Origin of the sequence: Aeromicrobium sp. Leaf289, from assembly GCF_001423335.1 — a bacterium.
Lineage (GTDB): Bacteria > Actinomycetota > Actinomycetes > Propionibacteriales > Nocardioidaceae > Aeromicrobium.
In genome coordinates this window covers 1,366,943-1,389,678 of record NZ_LMNK01000002.1, presented here as the reverse complement: position 1 = coordinate 1,389,678, position 22,736 = coordinate 1,366,943, and the positions used below count along the sequence as shown (strand labels likewise).

The 22,736-nt window shown below is 72.5% G+C and carries 25 protein-coding genes and 2 tRNA genes; 13 read left to right on the top strand and 14 right to left on the bottom strand.

From position 1 onward, the window contains the following. Positions 1-111 precede the first annotated feature (111 nt). Positions 112-666 (top strand): fluoride efflux transporter CrcB, encoded by a 555-nt coding sequence (gene crcB, locus ASF37_RS10785; protein ID WP_055964877.1) that lies wholly within the window; start codon positions 112-114, stop codon positions 664-666. Next, the gene (locus ASF37_RS10780) at positions 663-1,007 is read left to right on the top strand and encodes a CrcB family protein (protein WP_055966326.1); all 345 of its coding nucleotides are present in this window, start codon (positions 663-665) and stop codon (positions 1,005-1,007) included. The genes crcB and ASF37_RS10780 overlap by 4 nt, the downstream gene beginning before the upstream one ends. A gap of 49 nt (positions 1,008-1,056) precedes the next feature. On the opposite strand, the gene ASF37_RS10775 is transcribed toward ASF37_RS10780, so the two are convergent. Next, entirely contained in the window at positions 1,057-1,815 is a 759-nt protein-coding gene (locus tag ASF37_RS10775) for a thioredoxin domain-containing protein (protein ID WP_055964876.1), read from the bottom strand. Positions 1,816-1,983: 168 nt separating this feature from the next. Here ASF37_RS10775 and orn point away from each other — a divergent pair, with 168 nt between their 5' ends. From orn to ASF37_RS10760, 3 genes are all read left to right on the top strand, one after another. Then, complete coding sequence (gene orn, locus ASF37_RS10770; RefSeq protein ID WP_055964872.1) at positions 1,984-2,604, top strand: oligoribonuclease; 621 nt, start codon at positions 1,984-1,986, stop codon at positions 2,602-2,604. 73 nt (positions 2,605-2,677) lie between these two features. After that, positions 2,678-2,750, top strand: a tRNA-His gene (locus ASF37_RS10765). A gap of 213 nt (positions 2,751-2,963) precedes the next feature. Continuing rightward, positions 2,964-3,167 carry a cold-shock protein gene (locus ASF37_RS10760; protein WP_055964870.1) on the top strand — a complete coding sequence of 68 codons (204 nt, stop codon included), beginning with the start codon at positions 2,964-2,966 and terminating at the stop codon, positions 3,165-3,167. A 77-nt stretch (positions 3,168-3,244) separates the two neighbouring features. Here the strand turns inward: ASF37_RS10760 and ASF37_RS10755 are convergent, their stop codons facing one another. Further along, a complete protein-coding gene (locus ASF37_RS10755; RefSeq protein ID WP_056553117.1) occupies positions 3,245-4,063 on the bottom strand; it encodes a DUF4097 family beta strand repeat-containing protein in 819 nt (272 codons plus the stop codon). Beyond that, complete coding sequence (locus tag ASF37_RS10750; protein WP_056580325.1) at positions 4,063-5,829, bottom strand: glycerol-3-phosphate dehydrogenase/oxidase; 1,767 nt, start codon at positions 5,827-5,829, stop codon at positions 4,063-4,065. Before ASF37_RS10750 ends, ASF37_RS10755 begins: the two co-directional genes overlap by 1 nt. Positions 5,830-5,920: 91 nt before the next feature. On the opposite strand from ASF37_RS10750, the gene ASF37_RS10745 reads away from it, so the two are divergent. Beyond that, positions 5,921-6,493 (top strand): hypothetical protein, encoded by a 573-nt coding sequence (locus ASF37_RS10745; protein WP_055964860.1) that lies wholly within the window; start codon positions 5,921-5,923, stop codon positions 6,491-6,493. A gap of 27 nt (positions 6,494-6,520) precedes the next feature. Here the strand turns inward: ASF37_RS10745 and ASF37_RS10740 are convergent, their stop codons facing one another. Further along, complete coding sequence (locus tag ASF37_RS10740) at positions 6,521-7,849, bottom strand: Nramp family divalent metal transporter (protein WP_235499980.1); 1,329 nt, start codon at positions 7,847-7,849, stop codon at positions 6,521-6,523. Between the two features lie 92 nt (positions 7,850-7,941). On the opposite strand from ASF37_RS10740, the gene ASF37_RS10735 reads away from it, so the two are divergent. From ASF37_RS10735 to ASF37_RS10710, 6 genes are all read left to right on the top strand, one after another. Beyond that, a complete protein-coding gene (locus ASF37_RS10735) occupies positions 7,942-8,127 on the top strand; it encodes a hypothetical protein (protein WP_056580321.1) in 186 nt (61 codons plus the stop codon). Between the two features lie 37 nt (positions 8,128-8,164). Then, the gene (locus tag ASF37_RS10730) at positions 8,165-9,817 is read left to right on the top strand and encodes an NAD(P)/FAD-dependent oxidoreductase (RefSeq protein ID WP_082506473.1); all 1,653 of its coding nucleotides are present in this window, start codon (positions 8,165-8,167) and stop codon (positions 9,815-9,817) included. A gap of 42 nt (positions 9,818-9,859) precedes the next feature. Next, positions 9,860-9,935 (top strand) — tRNA-Lys (locus tag ASF37_RS10725). 117 nt (positions 9,936-10,052) lie between these two features. Next, a complete protein-coding gene (locus ASF37_RS10720; RefSeq protein WP_055964851.1) occupies positions 10,053-10,361 on the top strand; it encodes a zf-TFIIB domain-containing protein in 309 nt (102 codons plus the stop codon). Between the two features lie 45 nt (positions 10,362-10,406). Next, a complete protein-coding gene (locus ASF37_RS10715; RefSeq protein WP_056580319.1) occupies positions 10,407-11,258 on the top strand; it encodes an NAD-dependent epimerase/dehydratase family protein in 852 nt (283 codons plus the stop codon). Positions 11,259-11,265: 7 nt separating this feature from the next. Next, positions 11,266-11,574: a DUF503 domain-containing protein gene (locus tag ASF37_RS10710; protein ID WP_235492901.1), complete on the top strand. Its 309-nt coding sequence runs from the start codon at positions 11,266-11,268 to the stop codon at positions 11,572-11,574. 4 nt (positions 11,575-11,578) lie between these two features. Here the strand turns inward: ASF37_RS10710 and ASF37_RS10705 are convergent, their stop codons facing one another. Continuing rightward, entirely contained in the window at positions 11,579-12,055 is a 477-nt protein-coding gene (locus tag ASF37_RS10705; protein ID WP_056580318.1) for an Lrp/AsnC family transcriptional regulator, read from the bottom strand. A gap of 111 nt (positions 12,056-12,166) precedes the next feature. Between ASF37_RS10705 and ald the strand changes: the two genes are divergently transcribed. Then, complete coding sequence (gene ald, locus ASF37_RS10700) at positions 12,167-13,285, top strand: alanine dehydrogenase (protein WP_056553145.1); 1,119 nt, start codon at positions 12,167-12,169, stop codon at positions 13,283-13,285. Between the two features lie 4 nt (positions 13,286-13,289). Here the strand turns inward: ald and ASF37_RS17160 are convergent, their stop codons facing one another. From ASF37_RS17160 to dapC, 9 genes are all read right to left on the bottom strand, one after another. After that, the gene (locus ASF37_RS17160; RefSeq protein WP_156366896.1) at positions 13,290-13,454 is read right to left on the bottom strand and encodes a hypothetical protein; all 165 of its coding nucleotides are present in this window, start codon (positions 13,452-13,454) and stop codon (positions 13,290-13,292) included. 59 nt (positions 13,455-13,513) lie between these two features. Further along, complete coding sequence (locus tag ASF37_RS10695) at positions 13,514-14,194, bottom strand: response regulator (protein WP_056553148.1); 681 nt, start codon at positions 14,192-14,194, stop codon at positions 13,514-13,516. A gap of 37 nt (positions 14,195-14,231) precedes the next feature. After that, the gene (locus ASF37_RS10690) at positions 14,232-14,603 is read right to left on the bottom strand and encodes a hypothetical protein (protein ID WP_056553152.1); all 372 of its coding nucleotides are present in this window, start codon (positions 14,601-14,603) and stop codon (positions 14,232-14,234) included. Between the two features lie 27 nt (positions 14,604-14,630). Continuing rightward, on the bottom strand, positions 14,631-17,120 hold the full coding sequence (locus ASF37_RS10685; protein WP_235499119.1) for an ATP-binding protein: 2,490 nt from the start codon (positions 17,118-17,120) through the stop codon (positions 14,631-14,633). Between the two features lie 4 nt (positions 17,121-17,124). Beyond that, positions 17,125-17,703 carry a potassium-transporting ATPase subunit KdpC gene (gene kdpC, locus ASF37_RS10680; RefSeq protein WP_055966314.1) on the bottom strand — a complete coding sequence of 193 codons (579 nt, stop codon included), beginning with the start codon at positions 17,701-17,703 and terminating at the stop codon, positions 17,125-17,127. Next, positions 17,703-19,739, bottom strand: a complete 2,037-nt coding sequence (gene kdpB, locus ASF37_RS10675) for a potassium-transporting ATPase subunit KdpB (RefSeq protein ID WP_056580316.1) — start codon at positions 19,737-19,739, stop codon at positions 17,703-17,705. Before kdpB ends, kdpC begins: the two co-directional genes overlap by 1 nt. Next, on the bottom strand, positions 19,736-21,406 hold the full coding sequence (gene kdpA / locus ASF37_RS10670) for a potassium-transporting ATPase subunit KdpA (RefSeq protein ID WP_055964835.1): 1,671 nt from the start codon (positions 21,404-21,406) through the stop codon (positions 19,736-19,738). The genes kdpB and kdpA overlap by 4 nt, the downstream gene beginning before the upstream one ends. A 7-nt stretch (positions 21,407-21,413) precedes the next feature. Further along, on the bottom strand, positions 21,414-21,503 hold the full coding sequence (gene kdpF, locus ASF37_RS16885) for a K(+)-transporting ATPase subunit F (RefSeq protein WP_082480680.1): 90 nt from the start codon (positions 21,501-21,503) through the stop codon (positions 21,414-21,416). Between the two features lie 112 nt (positions 21,504-21,615). Then, positions 21,616-22,719: a succinyldiaminopimelate transaminase gene (gene dapC / locus ASF37_RS10665; RefSeq protein ID WP_055964833.1), complete on the bottom strand. Its 1,104-nt coding sequence runs from the start codon at positions 22,717-22,719 to the stop codon at positions 21,616-21,618. Positions 22,720-22,736 lie beyond the last annotated feature (17 nt).

The following is a 22,736-nucleotide window of genomic DNA, read 5'->3' as shown; positions in this document are numbered from 1 at the left end:
TCGGCTGCCCGCGGTGGCTAGACTTCGGTGCGGCGATGGATCCCGCCGGGGGCCACGTGCTCCGAACCGCCGACCGTGGCTGATGGTTTCCTGTCCGACGACAGGAGAGGTATGTCCGCATTCCCCGAGATCCCCGACGATCCCGATCTCGACGTCGCCGATCCGCGCACCGCGGGTGCCGCGCCGCGACCGGCGCACCTGCGACCGTCGCTCGTCGCGCTGGTGGCGCTGGGCGGCGCGGCCGGGTCGGCCGCACGCCACGGCGTCCAGGTCGCGCTCGGCTCCGTCGACCGCCTCCCGGTCGGCACCCTTGCGGCGAACGTGGTCGGCGCCTTCGCCCTCGGCCTCCTGCTCGAGCTGCTCACCCGCCCCGGGGCCGACCACGGCCGCCGTCGGGACCTGCGCCTGCTCCTCGGGACCGGCTTCCTCGGTGGCTTCACCACCTACAGCGCCTTCGCCCTCGAGACGGAACGACTGGTCGCGACCGGGGAGCCGGCACTCGCGCTCTCCTACGCCCTCGCGACGGTGGCAGGCGGCTTCGCGGCTTCCGTCCTGGGCGTGGCGGCGGGGCGGACGTGGCGCAGGAGAAGGGCCGCTCGGGGGCAGGCCGGTCGAGGACGGGCCGGTCGAGGACGGGCCGGTCGAGGACGGGGGTGGCGACCGTGACCACGCTGCTCATCGCACTCGCCGGCGGGCTCGGCTCCGCCGCGAGGTTCGTCGTCGACGCCGTCGTGACCGGGCGACTCGGGTCGCGACTCCCCTGGGGCGTCGTGCTGGTCAACCTGACCGGCTCGTTCGCCATCGGCGTCGTGGTCGGCTCGGCGTCGGGCCTCACCCAGACGGTGGTCGCCACCGGCTTCCTGGGCGGCTACACCACCTTCAGCACCGCGAGCCTGGACTCCGCGCGGCTCGCCCTGCGCGGGCGCGGAGGTGCTGCCGTCGCCCACGCCGCGGGCACGGCGTGCGCGTGCGTCCTGGCCGCAGCGGCCGGGATCGCCGTCGCGTGACGCACGAAGGGCCCCGCACGAGGTGCGGGGCCCTTCGGGACGAGCGGAGTCAGGCAGCGGAGGTGATGGCCTGCTGCAGACCGGCCGGGCTGACGTCCTCGACCTTCTTGCCGCCGACGTAGACGGTCGGGGTGCCGCTGACCTCACGGTCGCCGTCCTGTGCCGTCTCCTTGGCCTTCTCGATCCACGGGACGAACTTCTCCGTCTTGACGCACTGCTCGACACCCGTGATGCCGAGGCCGTCGAGCGCCTCGACCAGGGCCGAGTTCTCGGGGCCGGCGGTGCCCTCGTCGGGCTGGTTGGCGTAGAGGTAGTCGTGCACGGCCACGTAGTCCTCGACGCCTCCGGAGTCGAGGGCACAGATCGCCGCGTTGGTCGAGCGCGAGGAGTACTCGTTCAGGCTCTGGCCGTCGAGGAACGAGAAGGGGCGGTAGACGATCGTGATGGCACCGGACTCGACCTGCTGCTTGAGGAAGGCGCCGGACGCCTGCTCGAAGGAACGGCAGGCGGGGCACTGGAAGTCCTCGTACAGCTCCACCTCGACCGGCTCGGCGTCGGCGGTCGCCTCACCACCTGCCGCGGCGGTGTCGTAGACGATGCCGTAGTCCTCGGTGGCGTTCTTGGGCGCGACCAGGTCGGTGTTCTTGGCGTTCTGGTCCGACGTCGTCTTGATGGCGTAGCCACCGACGGCCACCAGCGCGATCACGACGACCACGATGGCCACCGTGATGACGTTGCGCTGGCGCTTCTCGGCCTTCTCGCGCTCCTTGCGCATCTGCTCGGCTCGCTGCTTGCGGTCGTTGCTCACGTGGTCTGGCTCCTGTGCGGCGTCGTGGGGCACGGCGGAAGCAGGGGCGGTCCGCCTGTCGTGGGGCACAACGATCGTCGCGTCCCCTCGGTTCCCCGGAAGGCTACCCGCCGTGGTCCCGTGCCCGGCGGCCTCGTCGGCCCCGCGCCATGGCCTAAGGTGCCAGGCGTGAACGACAAGCTGGTGTGGATCGACTGCGAGATGACCGGACTCTCCCTCGAGGACGACGCCCTCGTCGAGGTCGCGGCCCTGGTCACCGACTACGAGCTCAACGTGCTCGGCGACGGCGTGGACCTGGTGATCAAGCCGCCGGCGAAGGCGCTCGAGCAGATGAACGAGGTCGTCACCCGCATGCACACCGCGTCGGGACTCATCACCGAGCTCGACGCCGGGACGACGCTGCGCGACGCCGAGGAGCAGGTGCTCGACTACGTGCGCCAGTTCGTGAAGGAGCCCCGCAAGGCACCCCTCGCCGGCAACACCATCGGCACCGACCGCGCCTTCCTCGCCCGCGACATGACCGAGCTCGAGGGCTTCCTGCACTACCGGGTCGTCGACGTCTCCTCCATCAAGGAGCTGGCGCGCCAGTGGTTCCCCCGGGCCTACTTCGCCGCTCCCCCGAAGGCCGGCCACCACCGCGCCCTCGAGGACATCGCCGACAGCATCGACGAGCTGCGCTACTACCGACGCACCGTCTTCGTGCCCGACCCCGGGCCCGACTCCGACACCGCTCGCACCGTCGCCACGCAGATCACCGAGAAGCCGACGTTGGGCCCGTCCGACTCCTGACGGGCCACCGTCCAGGACCCCCACGACCGTGGGCTATGATCGTCCACGCCGTGGCGGGGTTCCGCCGCGCATGGTGGGCGTAGCTCAGTTGGTAGAGCACCGGCTTGTGGTGCCGGTGGCCGCGGGTTCAAGTCCCGTCGTCCACCCCGTCGAACGAAGCCCCCGGACCCGCCCGGTCCGGGGGCTTCGTCATCGGCTCGGGCACCGTGTAGGCTGGTCAGCAGTTGTAGACGTTGGTTGTGCCAGAAAGATCGAGCACCCGGGTTCCCCCGGATGCTCCGCTTCTCCCGGTTGATGCGCGTCGCGACACCCCCGTCGCATACGACACGCGTATGCGCACCACCGCAAGGAGAAACATTATGGCTACTGGAACCGTCAAGTGGTTCAACGCTGACAAGGGCTTCGGCTTCATCGCTCCCGACGAGGGCGGCGAGGACGTCTTCGCTCACTTCAGCGCCATCCAGGCGAACGGCTACCGTTCGCTCGAGGAGAACCAGAAGGTCGAGTTCGACGTCGAGCAGGGCCAGAAGGGCCTGCAGGCGGCCAACATCCGCCCCGTCTGATTCCTTCTCGTCACCACGACGAGACGCACGACGCCCCCACCGCTCGCGGTGGGGGCGTCGTCATGTTCGGGGCCGTGTCAGGGCCCGCGGTCGATCTCCACGTCGCCGGAGTCGCTGCGCACGAGCACGAGGCGCGCCCCCTCCTGCACGTCGCCGTCCCCGGCCGGGGCTCCGTCGGCTCCGGCTCCGGCGCCGACCCCCTCGACGTCGCCACTGCTCGACGTCGCCTCCACCTCGTAGGGCCGGTCCCCGTCGGGCAGGCCGAGGTCGACGTCGCCGCTGCCCGTGGTCACCTTCACCGCGAACGGCTGCTCGGCGAAGGTGGCCTCGACGTCACCCGACCCGGTGGTCACGGTCAGGTCCTGGACACCCAGGCCGTCGAGGTCGACGTCGCCCTCGCTCGCGCGGATCGTGACGACGCCGGCGGTGAGACCGGCCACCTCGACGTCGCCGCTCCCGCCGACGACGTCGACCTGCAGACCCTCCGGCACCGTGATCGTCAGGTCGACACCGCAGCCCGGGCTCAGCCACGCCCGGCAGTCGGCCACGACCTGGACCACGCTCCCGCGGCGTCCCAGGGCGAAGTCGGTGTCGAGCAGGCCGCTCGTGACCCGGGCCGAGTAGGTCGGCGACGCCACGTCGCCCTGCACGACGCGCACGTCGGCCGAGGGCACCTGGAGAGCGAGCTGGCGTGCGTCGCCGAGGTCGATGCTGCCGGTCTCGGTGCGCACGTCCTTCGTGAGGTGCGAGATCAGCGCGAACCCACCGACCGCGAGCGCGACCAGGACCAGCGTCGCCACCACGGGGACGAGCGTGCGCAGGAGGGGAGACGGACCCGCGTCGGGGTCGTCGGCGAGATCCAGGCCGTCGAGAGCCCCCGGCGGCGGATCGTGCATCACGACGCCGTGTCCGCTCCTGGGCCCGCTCCCCCGCCCTCGGCCGTGGCGACCGGCACGACGTCGGCCGCACCCATGCGTGCGGCGTCCGCGGTCTCGTCGTCGGGCATCGTCTGGGACTCCCGCTCGGCGGCGACCCGCTTGAGGTAGTGCTCGACCTCGAGCTCGCGCTGGTCGTCGGTCCAGCCGAGCGCGTCGCCCATGAGCGACGCCACCTCGCGGGCGACCTCGGTGCCACGGTCGAAGGTCTCGATGGAGATGCGGGTACGTCGGGCGATGATGTCGTCGAGGTGGCGCGAGCCCTCGTGGGTGGTGCCGTAGACGACCTCGGCGCGCAGGTAGTCGTCGGCGCCGGTCAGCGGCTCGCCGAGCGACGGATCGGTGGCCACGAGGTCGAGGACCTCGACCACCAGCGATCCGTACCGGTGCAGCAGGTGCTCGATGCGGCCGACGTTCAGGCCGCTGTCCTCGGCGAGGCGGTGCCGCTGGTTCCACAGCGCCTCGTAGCCGTCGGCGCCGAGGAGGGGCACGTCCTCCGTGCAGGAGCCCGGAACGTTGCGGTCGAGCTGGTGGGTCATGCCGTGCACGGCGGCGTCGACGGCGTCCTTGGCCATGATGCGGTAGGTCGTGTACTTGCCGCCGGCGATGACCACGAGGCCCTTGGTGCTGGTGGAGACCGCGTGCTCGCGCGACAGCTTGCTGGTGGCGTCGGACTCCCCGGCCAGCAGCGGCCGCAGCCCGGCGTAGACGCCCTCGACGTCGGCGTGCGTGAGCGGCTCCACGAGCACCGTGTTGACGTGCTCGAGCAGGTAGTCGATGTCGCTGCGGCTCGCCGCAGGGTGGTCCTTCGAGAGGTCCCAGTCGGTGTCGGTGGTGCCGATCACCCAGTGCCGTCCCCACGGGATGACGAAGAGCACCGACTTCTCGGTGCGCAGGATCAGGCCGCCCTCGCCGCGGATGCGGTCGCGCGGGACCACGAGGTGGATGCCCTTGGACGCGCGCACGTGGAACTGCCCGCGCTCGGCCGCCATGCCCTGCGTCTCGTCGGTCCAGACACCGGTGGCGTTGATCACGACGGCGGCACGGACGTCGAGCTCACGGCCGGACTCCAGGTCCTTGAGCCGGGCTCCGGTGACCCGCCCGCCCTCGCGGATCAGGTCGACGACGCGGGTGCGGCTGGCCACGTGCGCGCCGTAGGCCGTGGCGGTGCGGGCCAGGAACATGGTGTGCCGGGCGTCGTCGACCTGGGCGTCGTAGTAGCGCAGGGCGCCCACGAGCGCATCCTTGCGCAGGCCGGGGAAGATCTTGCGCGCGCCGCGGCGGGTGTGGTGGCGGTGCAGCGGCACACCCTTGCCGTAGCCGGACGCCTTGCTCATGGCGTCGTACAACGCCACGCCCGAGCCGGCGTAGAAGCGCTCCCACCCGCGGTGCTGCAGCGGGTAGAGGAACGCCACCTCGCGGACCAGGTGCGGTGCCAGCTTCTGCAGGTTGAGCCCACGCTCCTTCAGGGCCTCGGCGACGAGCCGGAAGTCGAGCATCTCGAGGTAGCGGAGCCCGCCGTGCATGAGCTTGCTGGAGCGGCTCGACGTGCCCGACGCGAAGTCGCGCGCCTCCACGAGACCGACCGAGAGGCCCCGGGTCGCCGCGTCGAGTGCCGACCCGGCACCCACCACGCCACCGCCGATCACCAGGACGTCGAGCGGTTGCTGCTCCATCGCGTCGAGCGCGGTCTGACGGGTGTGGGGCGACAGGGGTACGGGGCGCATGACTCCAGTCAATCAGGGACACCTGACGCGCGCGTCCCGAGCGGCGGCCGGCCTCGCCTAACCCCGGCGCCGCGTCGTCGTTGTCCTGACCATGGACCTCGTTCGACGCCACCCCGTCGCCGCCGCGGCCGTCGTCGCCGCGCTGCTCGTGCTGGTGGCCCTCGTCGTCCCGCTGCCGGGCGGCTCCGGCGACGGACCTGCCGGTGGTCCGGGGGCCGCAGGACCGGACGGGAGCACCCCGTCGGTGCCCAGGCCCACCTCGTCGCCGTCCATGACCACCGCGGCGGAGGCCGCCGACTCCACCTCCGGCCTCGTGCGACCGTCGGTCGTGCGGGGCCAGGAACCGGCCGGCCTGTCCGGGTCGGGCGGCGTCCTGAACGTCCGCGCCCATCGCATCACCCTGAGCGTCCGGTCCTCCGACCCGATCGGCGTGGTCGGCTACAACATCCCCACCAGCCGGGACCGCCCGAGCGGTACCGTGCGGGGGGTCGGCCGGTCGTGGTCGCTCAGCACCCGCGTCTACGGCCGCCCGGACTACGCCCAGATGTTCCTGCAGGCGGGGCCGGCCAGCGTGAGCATGACCTGCACCATCACCGTCGACGGCAAGGTCACCGAGCAGCGGACGACGAACGGGCCGTACGGCCAGCTGTTCTGCCAGGGCTGACCTGCTGCCAGGGTCGGTGCCGACCGCTCAGAACACCCCGGTGACGGCCTTGTAGAGCTCGTTCGCGCCCACGGCCAGGAACAGCAGGGCGCAGGCGCCCAGCGCCACGTTGCCGGTGACGCCGTTGCGCCACTCCCGGGGCGTGCGGTCGGAGTTCAGCAGCCCGAGGAGCGTGATGGCGAGGAACGGCATGAAGATCGCGCCCAGCACGCCGTACGCCAGGATGATCCCGACCGGCTCGTTGAGGAACAGCAGCGCCATGGGCGGGAACGTGAGCCACAGGACGTAGGCCCTGTAGTACGAGCCGCCCGAGAGCATCCGCGGGTCGTCCTTGGCCAGCCCGCGCGACGTGCCGAGGTAGTCGGCGAACATGAGGCTCACGCCGTTCCACACCCCGATGAGCGACGAGAACGACGACGCCCAGAAGCCGAGCAGGAAGACCTTGCCGAACACCTCGCCGTACCGCTCGTCGAGCACGTCGGAGAGGTCCACCAGGGCCTTGTCGCCCGTGGCGAGGGCGATGTTGGCGCTGTAGAGCAGCTCGGCACCCACGATGAGCATGGCCACGACGAACACCCCGGTCACGGCGTAGGCCACGCCGTTGTCGAGCCGCATGACCCTCATCCAGCCCGAGGACGCCCAGCCCTTCTCCCGCAACCAGTACCCGTAGGCGGCCAACGTGATGGTGCCGCCCACGCCGCCGGCGACGGCGAGCGTGTTGACGAGCGCGCCGTCGGGGATCGTGGGCACCAGGCCGGGGAGCATGTCGGGCAGGTTCGGCGTGGCCAGCACCGCCGCCCCGACCACCGTGACGAACATGATGCCGACGAAGATCGCCATGAGCTTCTCGACGAACCCGTAGCGACCCAGCCACACGACCGCGAACCCGAGGAGACCCATGCCGATCGCCCAAACCTTGAGGTCCGGCCCGTCCGGGAACAGCGCCACGAGCGGCAGCGCCGACGACGACATGGCAGTCGCGCCGTACACGAGGCCCCAGATGACGATGTACGGCCCGAAGTACCAGCTCGTCCAGCGGCCGAGCGAGCGCCAGCCCTGGAAGATCGTGCGGCCCGAGGCCAGCACGTAGCGACCGGCCCCCTCCACGAGCGCGATCTTGAAGACGGTCCCGAGCACGACGGCCCACAGCAGCGCGTAGCCGAACTTCGCCCCGGCCGACAGCGTGGCGACGAGGTCACCGGCTCCCACGCCGGTGCCTGCGACGACGATGCCGGGCCCGATCAGCTTCCAGCGCGCTGCAGGCTCGAGCCCGGTCCTGCCGGACCCGTCCGAGGCGGGCTGGTCAGGCGTCGGCTGGCCAGGAGTGGGCTGATCCATGTTCTCCCCCGAGGTCATCCGGACACCCTAGGAACCCGGTGCGCTGCCCGCCAGTCCGGTCGGACCGCGCAACGGTTCCGCTCCGGGCGGCACTCCCGTACGGTCGCAGCATGTGGTGGTGGATCCTGACCGGCGTGGTCGTGGCGGCGCTCGTGGTCGTCTGGCTCGTGCTGCAGCACCAGACCGACCTGCTCGGACGGTCGCGGCGGCACGAGGAGACCGACCCCGAGGTCGCACGGGCCCTGCGCGAGGTGCGACGGCAGATCGACCAGGGCAAGGGCTTCCCGCACCGCTGACCTGCCCAGGGGTCCACCGGACTGGCAGGCTTGGTGCATGGTGAGCAGATGGTTCGGCCGACCAGGCAGCGGTTGGTACGCGACGACTGGCGACGGGAAGGCCCAGCGCCAGGTCACCGCTGAGGTCGCGATCGTCGGCGGCGGGCACAACGCCCTCGTCGCCGCAACCTACCTGGCCCGTGCCGGGCTCGACGTGCTGCTGCTCGAGCGTCTCGACGACGTGGGCGGCGCGGCGGTCAGCGCGCAGACGTTCCCCGAGCACGACGCCCGCCTGTCGCGGTACTCCTACCTCGTCAGCCTCATGCCGCAGGCGCTCGTCGACGACCTGGGCCTGCGGCTGGAGCTGCGCTCGCGCGACACCGCCTCGTACACGCCGTACGAGCGCGACGGCGAGGCCCGGGGACTCCTGGTCGAGACCGGCGAGGGCGACGCCACGCGTGCCTCGTTCCGGGAGCTGACCGGCTCCGACGACGCCTTCGAGGCGTGGCAGGAGTTCTACGCCGAGGTGGCGATGCTGGCCGACGCCGTGGCCCCGACCTTCCTGCGGCCCCTCCCCCGGCGCGCCGACCTCGGTCCGGTCGTCGACCAGCAGGTCTGGACCGACGTCGTCGAGCAGCCGCTCGGGGTCGCTCTCGAGCGGCGCTTCGACGACGACCTCGTGCGCGGCGTCGTGGGCACCGACGGTCTCATCGGCACGTTCGCGTCGCTGCACGACCCGTCGCTCGCGCAGAACCGCTGCTTCCTCTACCACCTGGTGGGCAACGGCACGGGTGAGTGGCGGGTGCCCGTCGGCGGCATGGGTGCCGTCACAGGAGAGCTCGAGCGGGCGGCCCGGGCCGCCGGAGTCCGGTTCATGACCGGCGCGGAGGTGGACGCCGTGACGCCGTGGGGCCCGGACCCCTCCGTCGGTGACGAGGACCACTGGGTGGCGGTCGAGGGCGACGACGGCGACGGCGCCTTCCTCGTCAGGGCCGGCTGGGTCCTCAGCGGCATTGCACCGTCGGCGCTCCACGACCTCGTGCCCCAGCCTGACGACGAACCCCCTCGGCACCATCCCTCGGGCTCGCAGCTCAAGATCAACCTGCTCGTGTCCCGCCTCCCCCGACTGCGCTCGGGCGACGACCCGCGGATCGCGTTCGCGGGGACCTTCCACGTCGACGAGGCCATGAGCCAGGTGGAGGCGCTGCACGTCGCGGCGTCGCACGGCGAGCAGCCGTTCGCGTCCGGCGAGCTCTACTGCCACACGCTCACCGACCGTTCGATCCTCGGCCCCGAGCTCGCCGCGTCCGAGGCCCAGACGCTCACCTACTTCGGGCTGCACACGCCCTACGAGAACCTGCTCGACGACGGCGCGGCCGAGCGCGAGTACCGCCGGTTCCTGACCGCGATCGACGCCCACCTGGCCGAGCCGCTGGAGCCGCTGGTCCTGGGCGTCGAGGTGAAGACCCCGGCCGACGTCGAGGTCGCGCTCGCGATGCCGGGCGGGCACATCTTCCACGGCGACCTCGCCTGGCCGTGGCTCGAGGACGACGAGCCGGCGGACTCCCCGGCGCAGCGGTGGGGCGTGGCGACGGCGCACGACCGGGTGCTGCTGTGCGGCAGCGGCGCACGACGAGGCGGCGCGGTCAGCGGCATCGGAGGCCACAACGCCGCCCACGCGCTGCTCGAGATGCTGGGCCGTCGCCCCTGATTTCGTCACGCCGAGGACGGCTGGTAATGTACTTCCTCGCGCGCACCTCTAGCTCAATTGGCAGAGCAATTGACTCTTAATCAATGGGTTCTCGGTTCGAGTCCGAGGGGGTGTACCACCGACGTGGCTCCGAGCATCGCTCGGAGCCACGTCGCTCTTCCCCGGTCTCGCCGGCCGCAGCGGCGCGGGAACCGACACCACCTCCCGGACGTTGTGCCCGGCAGGAGGTTCCACCATGAAGTGCCCCACTGACGGTGCCACGTTGACCATGAGCGAGCGGTCCGGCGTCGAGATCGACTACTGCCCCGAGTGCCGAGGCGTGTGGCTCGACCGCGGCGAGCTCGACAAGATCCTCGATCGCGTCGCCACCGACATCGCCCCCGCTCCCGCTCCCCCGACGGCTCCCCGCGTCGCGCACCGCGACGACGACCGCACGTTCGGCTACGAGCGCCCCGACGACCGGTACCGGGACGACAAGTATCGGGGCGACCGGTACCGCAAGCCGAAGAAGAAGGAGCACTGGCTCATGGAGATCCTCGGCTGACCGACGCCGCGGAACAGTCGCGTCGGGCTCGGCGTTGACACCTCCATGAAGATCCTGCTGACCGGGGGAACCGGGTTCATCGGCGGCGCCGTGCTGCGCCGCCTCGTCGACGACGGCCACGACGTCACGGCCGTCGTGCGCAGCGCCGGGTCGGCCGAGACCGTGGCGGCCGCGGGTGCCACCGCACTCGAGGGCGACCTCACCGACGTCGCATGGCTCTCCGCGACCCTGCGCGAGCACGACGGTGCGGTGCACACCGCCTCGCCGGGGGACGCGACGTCGCCGGCCCTGGACGACGCGGTCGTCGACGCCGTGGTCTCGGCGTTCGGCGGGACGTCCCGACCCTTCGTCCACACCGGCGGGGTCTGGACCTACGGCGACGGCGACGCGATCACCGAGCAGACCCCTCCGGCCCCACCCGCCCTGACGGCCTGGCGACGCGAGCGCGAGCAGCGGCTGCTGGATGCCGACGTGCGCGCCACGGTGGTCGAGCCGGGCGTCGTCCACGCACCGGACCAGGGCATCCCCCAGCTCCTCGTCCACGCCCAGCGCACCGGCGAGGGCGCTCTCGAGCTCGTCGGCAGCGGCGAGCAGCACTGGGCCACGGTGCACGTCGACGACCTCGCCGAGCTCTACGCACTCGTCCTCACCTCCGGCGAGGGCCACGGACACCTGCTCGGCGTCAGCGGCCACTCCCCCAGCGTGCGCGACCTCGGACTGGCCCTCGCGGACGCGGTGGCGGGCACCACCACCGAGACGGTCCACGAGCGGCTCGGCGAGGCCTTCGGCGACGCCCTCCTGCTCGACCAGCAGGCCGACGGCGCCAAGGCGCGAAGCCTCGGCTGGACACCGTCACGCCCGACCCTCGTCGACGAGCTGCGGGCCTCGCGCGCCTGACCGGGCGATGACGCACATGTGGGTGGGCTGGCTGGAGGCCGAGCTGCTGCTCGGCGACGTGCACTCGCTCAAGGCCAAGCGTGGCGTGGTGCGGCCCGTGGTCCACGAGCTGCGACGTGCGCTCGAGGTCTCCGTGGCCGAGGTCGGCCACCTCGACCTCTACCGGCGCGCACTCGTCGGGGTCGCACTCACCTCGGGCGACCGGTCGCACGCCGAGTCCGTACTCGACCGGGCCGAGCGGATGCTCGCCTCCCGACCTGAGCTCGAGCTGCTCTCGGTGCGCCGACGGCTCGTCCGTTCCGACGACCTCGACTGACGCCTCAGGGCGCCGCCGAGGTGGCGGCCCGACCCGCCCGGTGCTCGAAGATCAGGTGGGTCTCGGTGCCCGCGACCTGCGGCAGGCCGCTCACCTCGTTGACGATGTCGCGCAGGTCCTCGGTGTCCGCGCACCCCACGTGGAGCAGGTAGTCGTAGGAGCCGGACACGTAGAAGGTGTTCAGCACGTAGGCCCGCGACGCCATGACGGGCGCGAAGTCCGGCAGCGACGTGCGCGAGTCGCGCGTCAGGGACACCGCGATCATGGCCTGGATCTCGAGCCCGAGCACCGCCGGGTCGACGTCGGCGTGGACACCGCGCACCACCCCGCGCTCCACGAGCGACCGCACCCGGCCCAGGCACGTGGACGGCGCGACGCCCACCCGTCGGGCCAGCTCGTTGTTGGGGAGGCGGCCGTCCTGCTGGAGCAGGGCGACCAGCCGCCGGTCGACGTCGTCGAGTGGTCGAACATCCTTCGGCACGGCGCCACCTCGCGGGGCTGGGAGTCGGTCAGCACACGGAACAAGTCATACCCTACAGAATGATCTTCAGGTTTCTTGCGGTCTTTCGAGTCGAAAGTTCACGATAGGTCCATGCGTATCGGCGTTCCTACGGAGATCAAGAACCACGAGTACCGCGTCGCGATGACGCCCGAGGGCGTCCGCGAGCTGGTTGCCCACGGCCACGACGTCGTGGTGCAGGCCGGTGCCGGCCTGGGGTCCTCGATGCCCGACGAGGAGTACCGGGCCGCCGGCGCCTCCGTGCTGGACGACCCCGACGAGGTGTGGGGCACCACCGACATGGTCATGAAGGTCAAGGAGCCCATCGAGCCGGAGTGGCACCGCATGCGGGAGGGCCAGGTGCTGTTCACCTACCTGCACCTCGCCGCCGACCCGGCGTGCACCCGCGCGGTGCTCGACAGCGGCACCACCGCGATCGCCTACGAGACCGTGCAGCGCGCCGACCGCTCCCTCCCGCTCCTCGCGCCCATGTCGGAGGTGGCCGGCCGCCTCGCCACCCAGGTCGGCGCGTACCACCTGATGCGCCAGGACGGCGGGCGCGGCGTGCTCATGGGCGGCGTCCCCGGCACCCTGCCTGCGGCCGTCACCGTCATCGGTGGTGGCGTCTCCGGCGAGCACGCCGCCACCATGGCCGTCGGCCTGGGGGCCGACGTGACGATCCTGGACCTCAGCGTGCCGCGGCTGCGCGAGCTGGACGCACGGTTCGCCGGCCGGGTGCGCACGGTGCACTCCAACGCCGCCGAGATCGAGCGGACGGTCACCTCGTCCGACCTCGTCATCGGCGCCGTGCTGCTGCCGGGAGCGAAGGCTCCCACGTTGGTGAGCAACGACCTGGTCGCGGCCATGCGGCCCGGCTCCGTGCTGGTCGACATCGCGATCGACCAGGGCGGCTGCTTCGAGGACTCGCGCCCCACCACCCACGACGCGCCGACGTTCCGGGTCCACGACTCGGTCTTCTACTGCGTGGCGAACATGCCGGGCTCCGTGCCGCGGACCTCCACGTACGCGCTGACCAACGTCACGATGCCCTACGCCCTGGCGCTCGCCGACCACGGCTGGCAGGCGGCGCTGGCCGCCGACCCCGCCCTGGCCCTCGGGCTGAACGCGCACGCCGGCCGGCTCTACAACCGCCCCGTGGCCGACGCGCTCGACCTCGAGGCGCTGGACGTCGCGCGGGTGCTGGCCGCCTGAGGCCTCAGGCCGCGAGGCGTGCGAGCAGCGCCACCCCGCCGACGGCGGTGGTGACCGCTGCGGCCAGCCACGCGCCACCAAACAGCTCGAGGCTCTCGTGGAACGACCGGGGCGGGCGCGGCTCGCTCGGCGGCGTGTGGTGCGAGTGCTGGTGCGCGGTCGAGGTCATGCCTCGAGCCTGCTCCCGAGCGGCGTCAAGGCTCCAGCGGGCGGGGCGTCAAGATCGCGTCAGGACAGGTCCGAGAGCAGGCGGTAGCCGAGCCCTGGGTCCGTGATCAGCATCCGGGGATGGGCCGGGTCGTCCTCCAGCTTGCGGCGAAGCTGCGCGAGGTACACCCGCAGGTAGTGGGTCTCCCGTTCGTACGACGGGCCCCACACCTCGGTCAGCAGCGTGCTCTGGCGCACGAGCCGCCCCTCCGCGCGAGCCAGCACCTCGACGATCTTCCACTCGGTCGGGGTCAGGTGGACGGTCTCACCCGCACGCGCAGCCCTGCGGTCCTCGACGTCGAGCTCCAGGTCACCGACCCTCACCACCGGGGCCGGTGTCGGCTGGGCCCGGCGCACCGCGGCACGGACGCGCGCCAGGAGCTCCTCCATCCCGAACGGCTTCGTGACGTAGTCGTCGGCACCGAGGTCGAGCGCCTCGACCTTGTCGTCGGACTCGTGGCGGGCCGAGAGCACGACGACCGGCACCTGCGACGTCTGGCGGATGCGGCGCAGCACCTCCGTCCCGTCCAGGTCGGGCAGGCCGAGGTCGAGCAGCACGACGTCGGGCACCCGTTCGGCGAGGGACTGCAGCGCGGACCTGCCGTCCGCGACGGTCTCGACCTCGTAGCCGCGGGCCCGCATCGCGATGCCGAGGGTGCGCAGGATCGCGGCGTCGTCGTCGACCGCGAGCACGACGGTCACCGGTGCACCTCCGTCTCCACCGTGGCGACGGGCCGGCTCAGCGCGCACCCCGACGCCGGTGCACGTCGAGCGCCACCAGGGAGGCGGAGGCCAGCGCAGCGGCCAGGGCGGTCGGGCGTGGCACCGCCCGGGTGGACCAGGCGTGCCAGAAGACCGCCTGGTCGAGGGCCTGCAACGGCCCGAACGCGGCGAGCCCGTCGGGGTGACCGGTGAGCGCCCTCGCGCAGAGGTACACGTTGCGCGCCCCGAACAGGCGCCACCCGACCGAGCCCGCCCCCGTCAGCTGGTCGGACGGGATGCCGAAGACCCGCTGCAGCACCGTGGGCGCGAGCAGCGCCGACAGCCCGACCGAGCCACCGATCGCCAGCATCGCCTTCTCGGTGCGGTCGAGGTCCACGTCGGTCGGCATGCGCCCAGTATGGACGGGTCACGCGACTCACGAGGCCGCCCTCGGAAGCTCGACGACGAGCGTGAGGCCACCACCGGGGGTGTCCTCGGCCGTGAGGGTGCCGGCCATGGCCTCGGTGAGGCCCCGCGCGACGGCGAGGCCGAGCCCGACGCCGGAGCCGCGCGGCACGTCGCCGAGACGCTGGAACGGCGCGAACATCTCGTCGCGACGTTGCTCGGGCACGCCGGGACCACGGTCCACGACGCGCACCACCACCCGACCGCCGACCGCGGTGGCGTCGACCCGCACCGTCGCCCCGTCCGCGTGCTTGAGCGCGTTCTCGACGATGTTGGCCAGCACACGCTCCAGCAGGGCGGCGTCGGCCCGCGCCTCCGGGAGGTCGTCGGGGACGTCCACCTCGACCCCGGCACCGGTCACGACCCGCTGCACGACCGCGCCGACGTCGACCGGGTCGGTGCGGGCCACCACGGCACCGGTCTGGAGCCGACTCATGTCGAGCAGGTCGACGACGAGGGCGTCGAGGCGGTCCGCGCCGTCCTCGATCGTCTCCAGGAGGTCCGCCCGGTCCTGGTCGGACCAGGGGACGCCGGGGTCGCGCAGGCTGCTCACCGCCGCCTTGACGGCGGCCAGCGGCGTGCGCAGGTCGTGCGAGACCGCCGCCAGCAGCGCCGTCCTGGTCCGCTCCCCCTCGGCCAGCACCCGTTGCTCGGCCTTCACGGCCGAGGCCGCGCGACGCTCCAGCAGCACGGTGACGTGGGCGACGACGGCGGCCAGCAGGGCGTCGTCACCGCCCGGCGCGCCGTCCCCGACGAGGACCAGCTCGTGGTCGGTCCCCACCGGGACCACCGTCTCCGTGCCGACGAGCTCGCCGTGGCGCCCCAGGACCGTGCCGTCGACCGAGCGCAGGACCACGCCGTCGACGTCGACCAGCTCGACCGTCGTGCGCAGCAGCCGGTCCAGGTCCTGGCCCGCATGGACGAGCTGGTGGGCCAGGACGCTCAACGTGGCGGCCTCCTCACGGGCTCGCCTCGCCAGCAGCGCGAGCCGCGCCGCCCGGTCGACGACGAGGGCCACCGAGATGCCGACGAGGACGAAGAGCACCACGGCGACCGCGTTCTCGCCCGTGGCGATCCGCAGCGTCCGGACGGGAGGCGTGAAGAAGTAGTTCAGCACCCCGCCGCTGACGAGCGACGCGGCCACGGCCGGACGCAGCCCGCCGAGCAGCGCCGTGCCGACGACGAGCACCATGAAGAGCATGGCCTCCGTGGGCAGGCCGTGCAGCTCGGGCGTGGCGAGGAGCAGCGCCGCCAGGGCGAACGGCCCGAGCACACCGACGACGAACCCGGCGAGCGTGCGCCGGTGCCCCAGGGCCGACTGCTCGCGCACCCGCGCCTCGCGGCGGCGCGCCTCGTCGTGCGTGACGATGTGCACGTCGATGTCGCCGGACTCGGTCACGATCGTCTCCCCGATGCCCGGCCGCAGCAGGGTGGAGAGGCGACCGCGACGACTCGCGCCGATCAGCACCTGGGTGGCGTTGCGACCGCGGGCGAAGTCGAGGATCGCGGTCGCGGCGTCGTCGCCAACCGCGGTGTGGAAGGACCCACCGAGGTCCTGCACCGTCCGTCGCAGCTCCTCCAGCCGGGCCGGTCCGGTCTGGCGCAGCCCGTCGCCTCGCGAGACGTACAGCGCCGACCACGGCGCACCGCCCTCGGCTGCGGTCCCTCTCGACGCGATGCGCGCGGCGCGGCGCAGGAGCGACTCCGACTCCGGCCCGCCCGTGACGCCGACGACGATCCGCTCGCGCGTGGCCCAGGTCGCGTCGATCTCGTGCCGCTCCCGGTAGCGCTCGAGCCCCTCGTCGACCCGCTCCGCGAGCCACAGCAGCGCCAGCTCGCGCAGCGCTGCCAGGTTCCCCTCGCGGAAGAACTGCGACAGGGCCGCGTCCACGCGGTCGGCGGGGTACACGTTGCCGTGCGCGAGTCGGCGTCGCAGGGCCGAGGGGCTCATGTCGACCAGCTCGATGGCCTCGGCCGCGCGGACGAAGGAGTCGGGCACGGTCTCGCGCTGCCGGACACCGGTGATCGCCTCGGTGACGTCGTTGAGCGACTCCAGGTGCTGCACGTTCACCGTGGTGACGACGTCGATGCCGGCCTCGAGCAGCTCCTCCACGTCCTGCCAGCGCTTGGCGCTCCGGGAGCCGGGCGCATTGGTGTGGGCGAGCTCGTCGACCAGGCACACCTGCGGCGCGCGGGCGAGCACGGCGTCGACGTCGAGCTCGGTGAGGGTGGTCCGACCGTGCTCGACGCTGCGTCGCGGCACGACCTCGAGGTCGCCCAGCTGCTCCGCCGTGCGCAGTCGGCCGTGCGTCTCGACGACGCCGACGACCACGTCGGTGCCTCGCGCCGCACGCCGCGCACCCTCGTCGAGCATCGCGTAGGTCTTCCCGACTCCGGGCGCAGCGCCGAGGTAGACGCGCAGGCAGCCGCGTCCCGGCTCGCTCGACCCGCTGCTGCGCACGGACTCAGTCTGCACCCGGCAGGCTCGCGTTCAGCTCGAGGACGTTCACGGTGGGCTCCCCGAGGTAGCCGAGGACCCTCCCCGACGTCGCCTCCTCGACCAGCCGGCGCACCTGGTCGACGGGCAGGCCCCGCTCGCGCGCCACCCGCGCCACCTGCAGGTCCGCGTACGCGGGACTGACGTGCGGGTCCAGGCCCGAGCCGGAGGCCGTGACCGCGTCGGGCGGCACGGCAGCGGGCTCGACGCCCTCCTCGGCCGCCACGGCGGCACGACGCTCCTCGATGGCGGCGACGAGGTCGGGGTTCGAGGGGCCGAGGTTGGACGGGGCCGACGCGAGGCCGTCGTAGGAGCCGGCCGACGGTCGTGGGTGGAACCACGTGGGTCCCTCGAAGGTCTGACCCAGCAGCCGGGAGCCGACGACCTGGCCGTCGACGCGCAGCAGGCTGCCGTCGGCGCGGTCGGGGACGGCGCGACCGACCGCCCACACCGCGGCCGGGTAGAGCACGCCGAGAAGGACCGTGAGCACGAGGAGCACCCGTGCGGCGGCGAAGGACTGACGAAGGAGGTCGCGAAGCACGACGATCACCCGATTCCTGGGATCTGAGAGACGAGCAGGTCGATGAGCTTGATGCCGACGAAGGGGACGACGACGCCGCCGAGGCCGAACACCAGCAGGTTGCGGCGCAGCACGCTCGCGGCGTCGGCCGCGCGGCTGCGCACCCCCTTCAAGGCGATGGGGATGAGGGCGACGATCACCAATGCGTTGAACACGACGGCCGAGAGGATCGCCGACTCCGGCGTGGCCAGCCGCATCACGTTGAGCGTGTCGAGCGACGGGTAGGCCGCCACGAACATGGCCGGCACGATCGCGAAGTACTTCGCGAGGTCGTTGGCGATCGAGAACGTCGTGAGCGCACCGCGGGTGATGAGCAGCTGCTTGCCGATGCGCACGACGTCGATGAGCTTCGTGGGATCGGAGTCGAGGTCGACCATGTTGCCGGCCTCCTTGGCCGCCGACGTCCCCGACGCCATCGCCACGCCGACGTCGGCCGCGGCCAGGGCCGGCGCGTCGTTGGTGCCGTCACCGGTCATGGCCACCAGACGCCCGCCGGCCTGCTCCTCGCGGATGAGGCGCATCTTGTCCTCGGGCGTCGCCTCGGCCAGCACGTCGTCGACGCCTGCCTCCTCGGCGATCGCCCGGGCGGTGAGGGCGTTGTCGCCCGTCACCATGACCGTCCGGATCCCCATGCGTCGCAGCTCCGCGAACCGCTCGACCATGCCCTCCTTGACCACGTCCTTGAGGTGCACGACGCCGAGGGCCCGGGCCGGCCCGGCGTCGCCCTGCCGCTCGGCCACGACGAGAGGCGTGCCGCCGGAGCGGGAGATCTCGTCGATCGCCTCGGTCACGGTCGGCGACAGCGGCGTCTCGACCCACGCGGTCACCGCGCTGCCCGCTCCCTTGCGCAACGAGCGGCCGTCGGGCAGGTCCACACCGGACATGCGCGTCTGCGCCGTGAACTCGACGGCCTCGGCGCCGCTCGGCAGGGATGCACCCGTGCCGCTGCCGCCGGTCTCGGCGACCGCCAGGTCGACGATGGACCGGCCCTCGGGCGTCAGGTCGGCCAGCGAGGCCACCCGCGCCGCCTCGGTCAGCTCGGCGAGGGTCACGCCCTCGGCCGGCACGAACCTCGACGCTCGGCGGTTGCCGTAGGTGATGGTGCCGGTCTTGTCGAGCAGCAGGGTGCTGACGTCTCCTGCGGCCTCCACCGCGCGGCCGGACATCGCGAGCACGTTCACCCGCACCAGCCGGTCCATGCCGGCGATCCCGATCGCGGACAGCAGCGCCCCGATGGTGGTCGGGATGAGGCAGACCAGCAGCGCGACGAGGACGACGGTCGGCTGGGGCGCTCCGGCGTAGTCGGCCATCGGCGCGATGGTCACGACGGCGAGCAGGAAGATGATGGTCAGGCTGACGAGCAGGATCGACAAGGCGATCTCGTTGGGGGTCCTGCGCCGCTCGGCTCCCTCCACGAGCGAGATCATGCGGTCGAGGAAGGTCTCCCCCGGCGCAGCCGTGACGCGCACGACGATCTCGTCGGAGAGCACGCGCGTGCCGCCGGTGACGGCCGAGCGGTCGCCGCCTGCCTCGCGGACGACGGGGGCGGACTCCCCGGTGATGGCGGACTCGTCGACGGTGGCGACGCCCTCGACGACGTCTCCGTCGCCCGGGATCACCTCGCCGGCGGCCACGCGGACCCGGTCGCCGACCCGCAGCTCGGTCCCGGGCACCACCTGCTCGACGCCGTCGGCGTCGATCCGCCGGGCGGTCACGTCGGTGCGGGCAGCACGCAGCGAGTCGGCCTGCGCCTTGCCGCGGCCCTCCGCGACGGCCTCGGCGAGGTTGCCGAAGACGACCGTCAGCCACAGCCAGACGGCGATGGCGAGGGTGAACACGCTCGGGTCGACCACCGCCGCGACCGTCGTGACGAGCGAGCCGATCCAGACGACGAACATGACCGGGCTGCGCCACAGGTGGCGCGGGTCGAGCTTGCGCAGCGCGGCCGGCAGCTGCGCGAGAAGCTGCCGCGACAGCGGGGTGGTGGCCGAGGTGCGGGTCATCGGGAGGCTCCTGTCAGGGCCTCGGCCACCGGGCCGAGGGCGAGGGTCGGGAAGAACGTGAGCGCGGAGACGAGGAGCACGACGCCCACGACCAGCCCCCCGAACAGCGGGGTGTCGGTGGGCAGCGTGCCCGCCGTGGTCGGCACGCGTCGCTGGCGTGCCAGCGATCCCGCGAGCAGCACCACGAGCACGATCGGCACGAACCGGCCGAGAAGCATGGCCGCCGCGAGCGTCAGCTGGAAGAACGTCGACGTCACCGTGAGGCCGCCGAACGCGCTGCCGTTGTTGTTGGCCGCCGAGGTGAACGCGTAGACCACCTCGGAGAAGCCGTGACCGCCTGGGTTGCCCATCGCCGCCACGCTGGACGGCAGGGCGATGGCCGTGCCGACGCCCACGAGCACCAGGGCGGGCGAGGCGAGCGTGTAGAGCGCCACGAAGGTCATCTCCTTCGTGCCGATCTTCTTGCCGAGCAGCTCGGGGGTCCGGCCCACCATCAGTCCGGCGACGAAGACCGCCAGGATCGCGGCCACGAGGATGCCGTAGAGCCCGGCGCCCACGCCGCCGGGCGACACCTCGCCCAGCATCATGTTCGTCAGCACCGCGCCGCCACCGAGGGGCGAGAACGAGTCGTGGGCCGCGTTGACGGCACCTGTCGACGTGCCCGTGGTCGAGACGGCGAACAGGGCCGAGGCCCACTCCCCGAACCGGGTCTCCTTGCCCTCCATCGCCGCCCCGGCGGCCGTGGCGGCCTGGCCCTGCCCACCGACCTCGGCCCACGTCGTCACGGCCAGGGAACCGGCCCACAGGACGCTCATGACCCCGAGGAGGACGAGGCCCTGGCGCCGGCGACCGGTCAGCGTCCCGAAGGTGCGGGTGAGGCAGACGGGCACGACCAGCAGCAGGAAGATCTCGAGCAGGTTCGTGAGCGCGGTCGGGTTCTCGAACGGGTGGGCCGAGTTGGCGTTGAAGAAGCCGCCACCGTTGGTGCCGAGCTCCTTGATCGCCTCCTGGCTCGCCACGAGGCCGCCGGGGACCACCTGGGTGCCGCCGGCGAGGGTGCGGACCGTGACGTCGCCGAGGTTCTGCACGACACCCGCCAGCAGCAGGAGGACCGCGGCCACCGCGGAGAGCGGCAGCAGGATCCGCACGACCCCACGGACGAGGTCGACCCAGAAGCTGCCGAGCGTGGTCGTCTCGGTCCGCACGAGACCCCTCACGAGCGCCACGGCCACCGCGAGGCCGACCGCGGCGGACACGAAGTTCTGCACCGTCAGCCCGAGCGCCTGCGCGCTGAACCCGAGGGTGGACTCCCCCGCGTAGGACTGCCAGTTGGTGTTCGTCACGAACGAGACCGCCGTGTTGACGGCCATGTCCCACGGCATGCCGGGCAGACCGCGGCTCCACGGGAGGGCCGACTGGCCGACCAGGATGGCGAGGAGCAGCGCGAGGCTCACGGCGGAGAACGCGAGCACGCTCAGCGCGTAGCCGCGTGCGCTCTGCTCGGCGTCGGGGTCGATGCCGCCGACGCGGTAGACGGCTCGCTCGACGCGCAGGTGACGGCTGGAGGTGAAGACACGGGCCATGTGGTCGCCCAGCGGGACGTAGACCACGGCGAGGAGCGCGAGCAGCGTCGCGATCGTCAGGAGGCCGGAGACGGTGTCGGACATGGGCGGCTCAGAACCGGTCGGGCCGCACGAGGGCCACGACGAGGTAGACCAGCAGCGCGACGACGCCGAGCAGCTGGAGGGCGGTGACGAGGGACATGCCCCCAGCCCACACCCGTCACGGCCGCTCGACGCCCGTCCTGACGGGCTTCTGACGCGTCTTGACGCCTTCTTGACGCGCCTTCTCGACGCAGCGCCCCGAGGCGCAGGGTTCAGGCGGTCAGACGGGCCACGGCGGCGGCGATGCGCTCGTCGGTGGCGGTGAACGCGACCCGCACGTGGTGCGCACCGCGCTCGCCGTAGAAGTCACCGGGTGCCACCAGGATGCCGCGCTCGGCGAGCCAGGCCACGGTGTCGCGGCAGCCCTCCCCGCGGGTGGCCCAGAGGTAGAGCGCCCCCTCGGAGTGGGTGATCGTGAAGCCGGCCGACTCCAGGGCGCGGCGCAGGGCGTCTCGCCGCTCGGCGTAGCGCCGACGCTGCAGCTCCACGTGCTCGTCGTCGGCGATCGCTGCGGCGAAGGCGTGCTGCACCGGGGTCGGCACCATGAAGCCGAGGTGCTTGCGCACCGCCAGCAGCTCGGCCACCACTGCGCGGTCGCCTGCCACGAACCCGGCGCGATAGCCCGCCAGGTTGGACCGCTTGGACGTCGAGTGGACCGCCAGCAGTCCTTCGTGGCTGCCCTCGCACACGTCGGGGTGCAGCACCGAGACCGGCTCCGCGTCCCAGCCGAAGTCGGCGTAGCACTCGTCGGACACGAGCAGCGCGCCTCGTTCGCGACACCAGCGCACCACGGCCCGCAGGTGCTCGGCGCCGAGCACCTCGCCGTGCGGGTTGGCCGGGGAGTTCACGTACACCAGGGACGGCACGTCGGTGAGCCCGTCGGCGACCGGGTCACCGAGGACCACGCGGGCGCCGGCGAAGCGGGCACCCACCTCGTAGGTGGGGTACGCCAGCGACGGCAGCACGACGGTGTCGGCCGGGCCCAGCGCGAGCTGGGTCGGCAGGTTGGCGATGAGCTCCTTGGAGCCGACGGTGAGCAGCACCTGGTCGGCGGCGAGCCCCGTGACACCGAGCCGACGGCGGAGCCAGTCGACCGCGGCCTGGCGGACCGCGTCGGGTCCGAGCACCGTCGGGTAGCCGGGAGCGTCCGACGCCGCGGCGAGCGCCTCACGGGCGACCGCGGGCGTGGGGTCCACGGGGGTGCCGATCGACAGGTCGACGATGCCGTCGGGGTGGGCGTTCGCGCGCTGCTTCGCGTCGGCGAGCGTGTCCCACGGGAAGTCCGGGAACCGCGCGGACAGCCGGGGCCGGTCCATCACTGCCTGCTCATCGG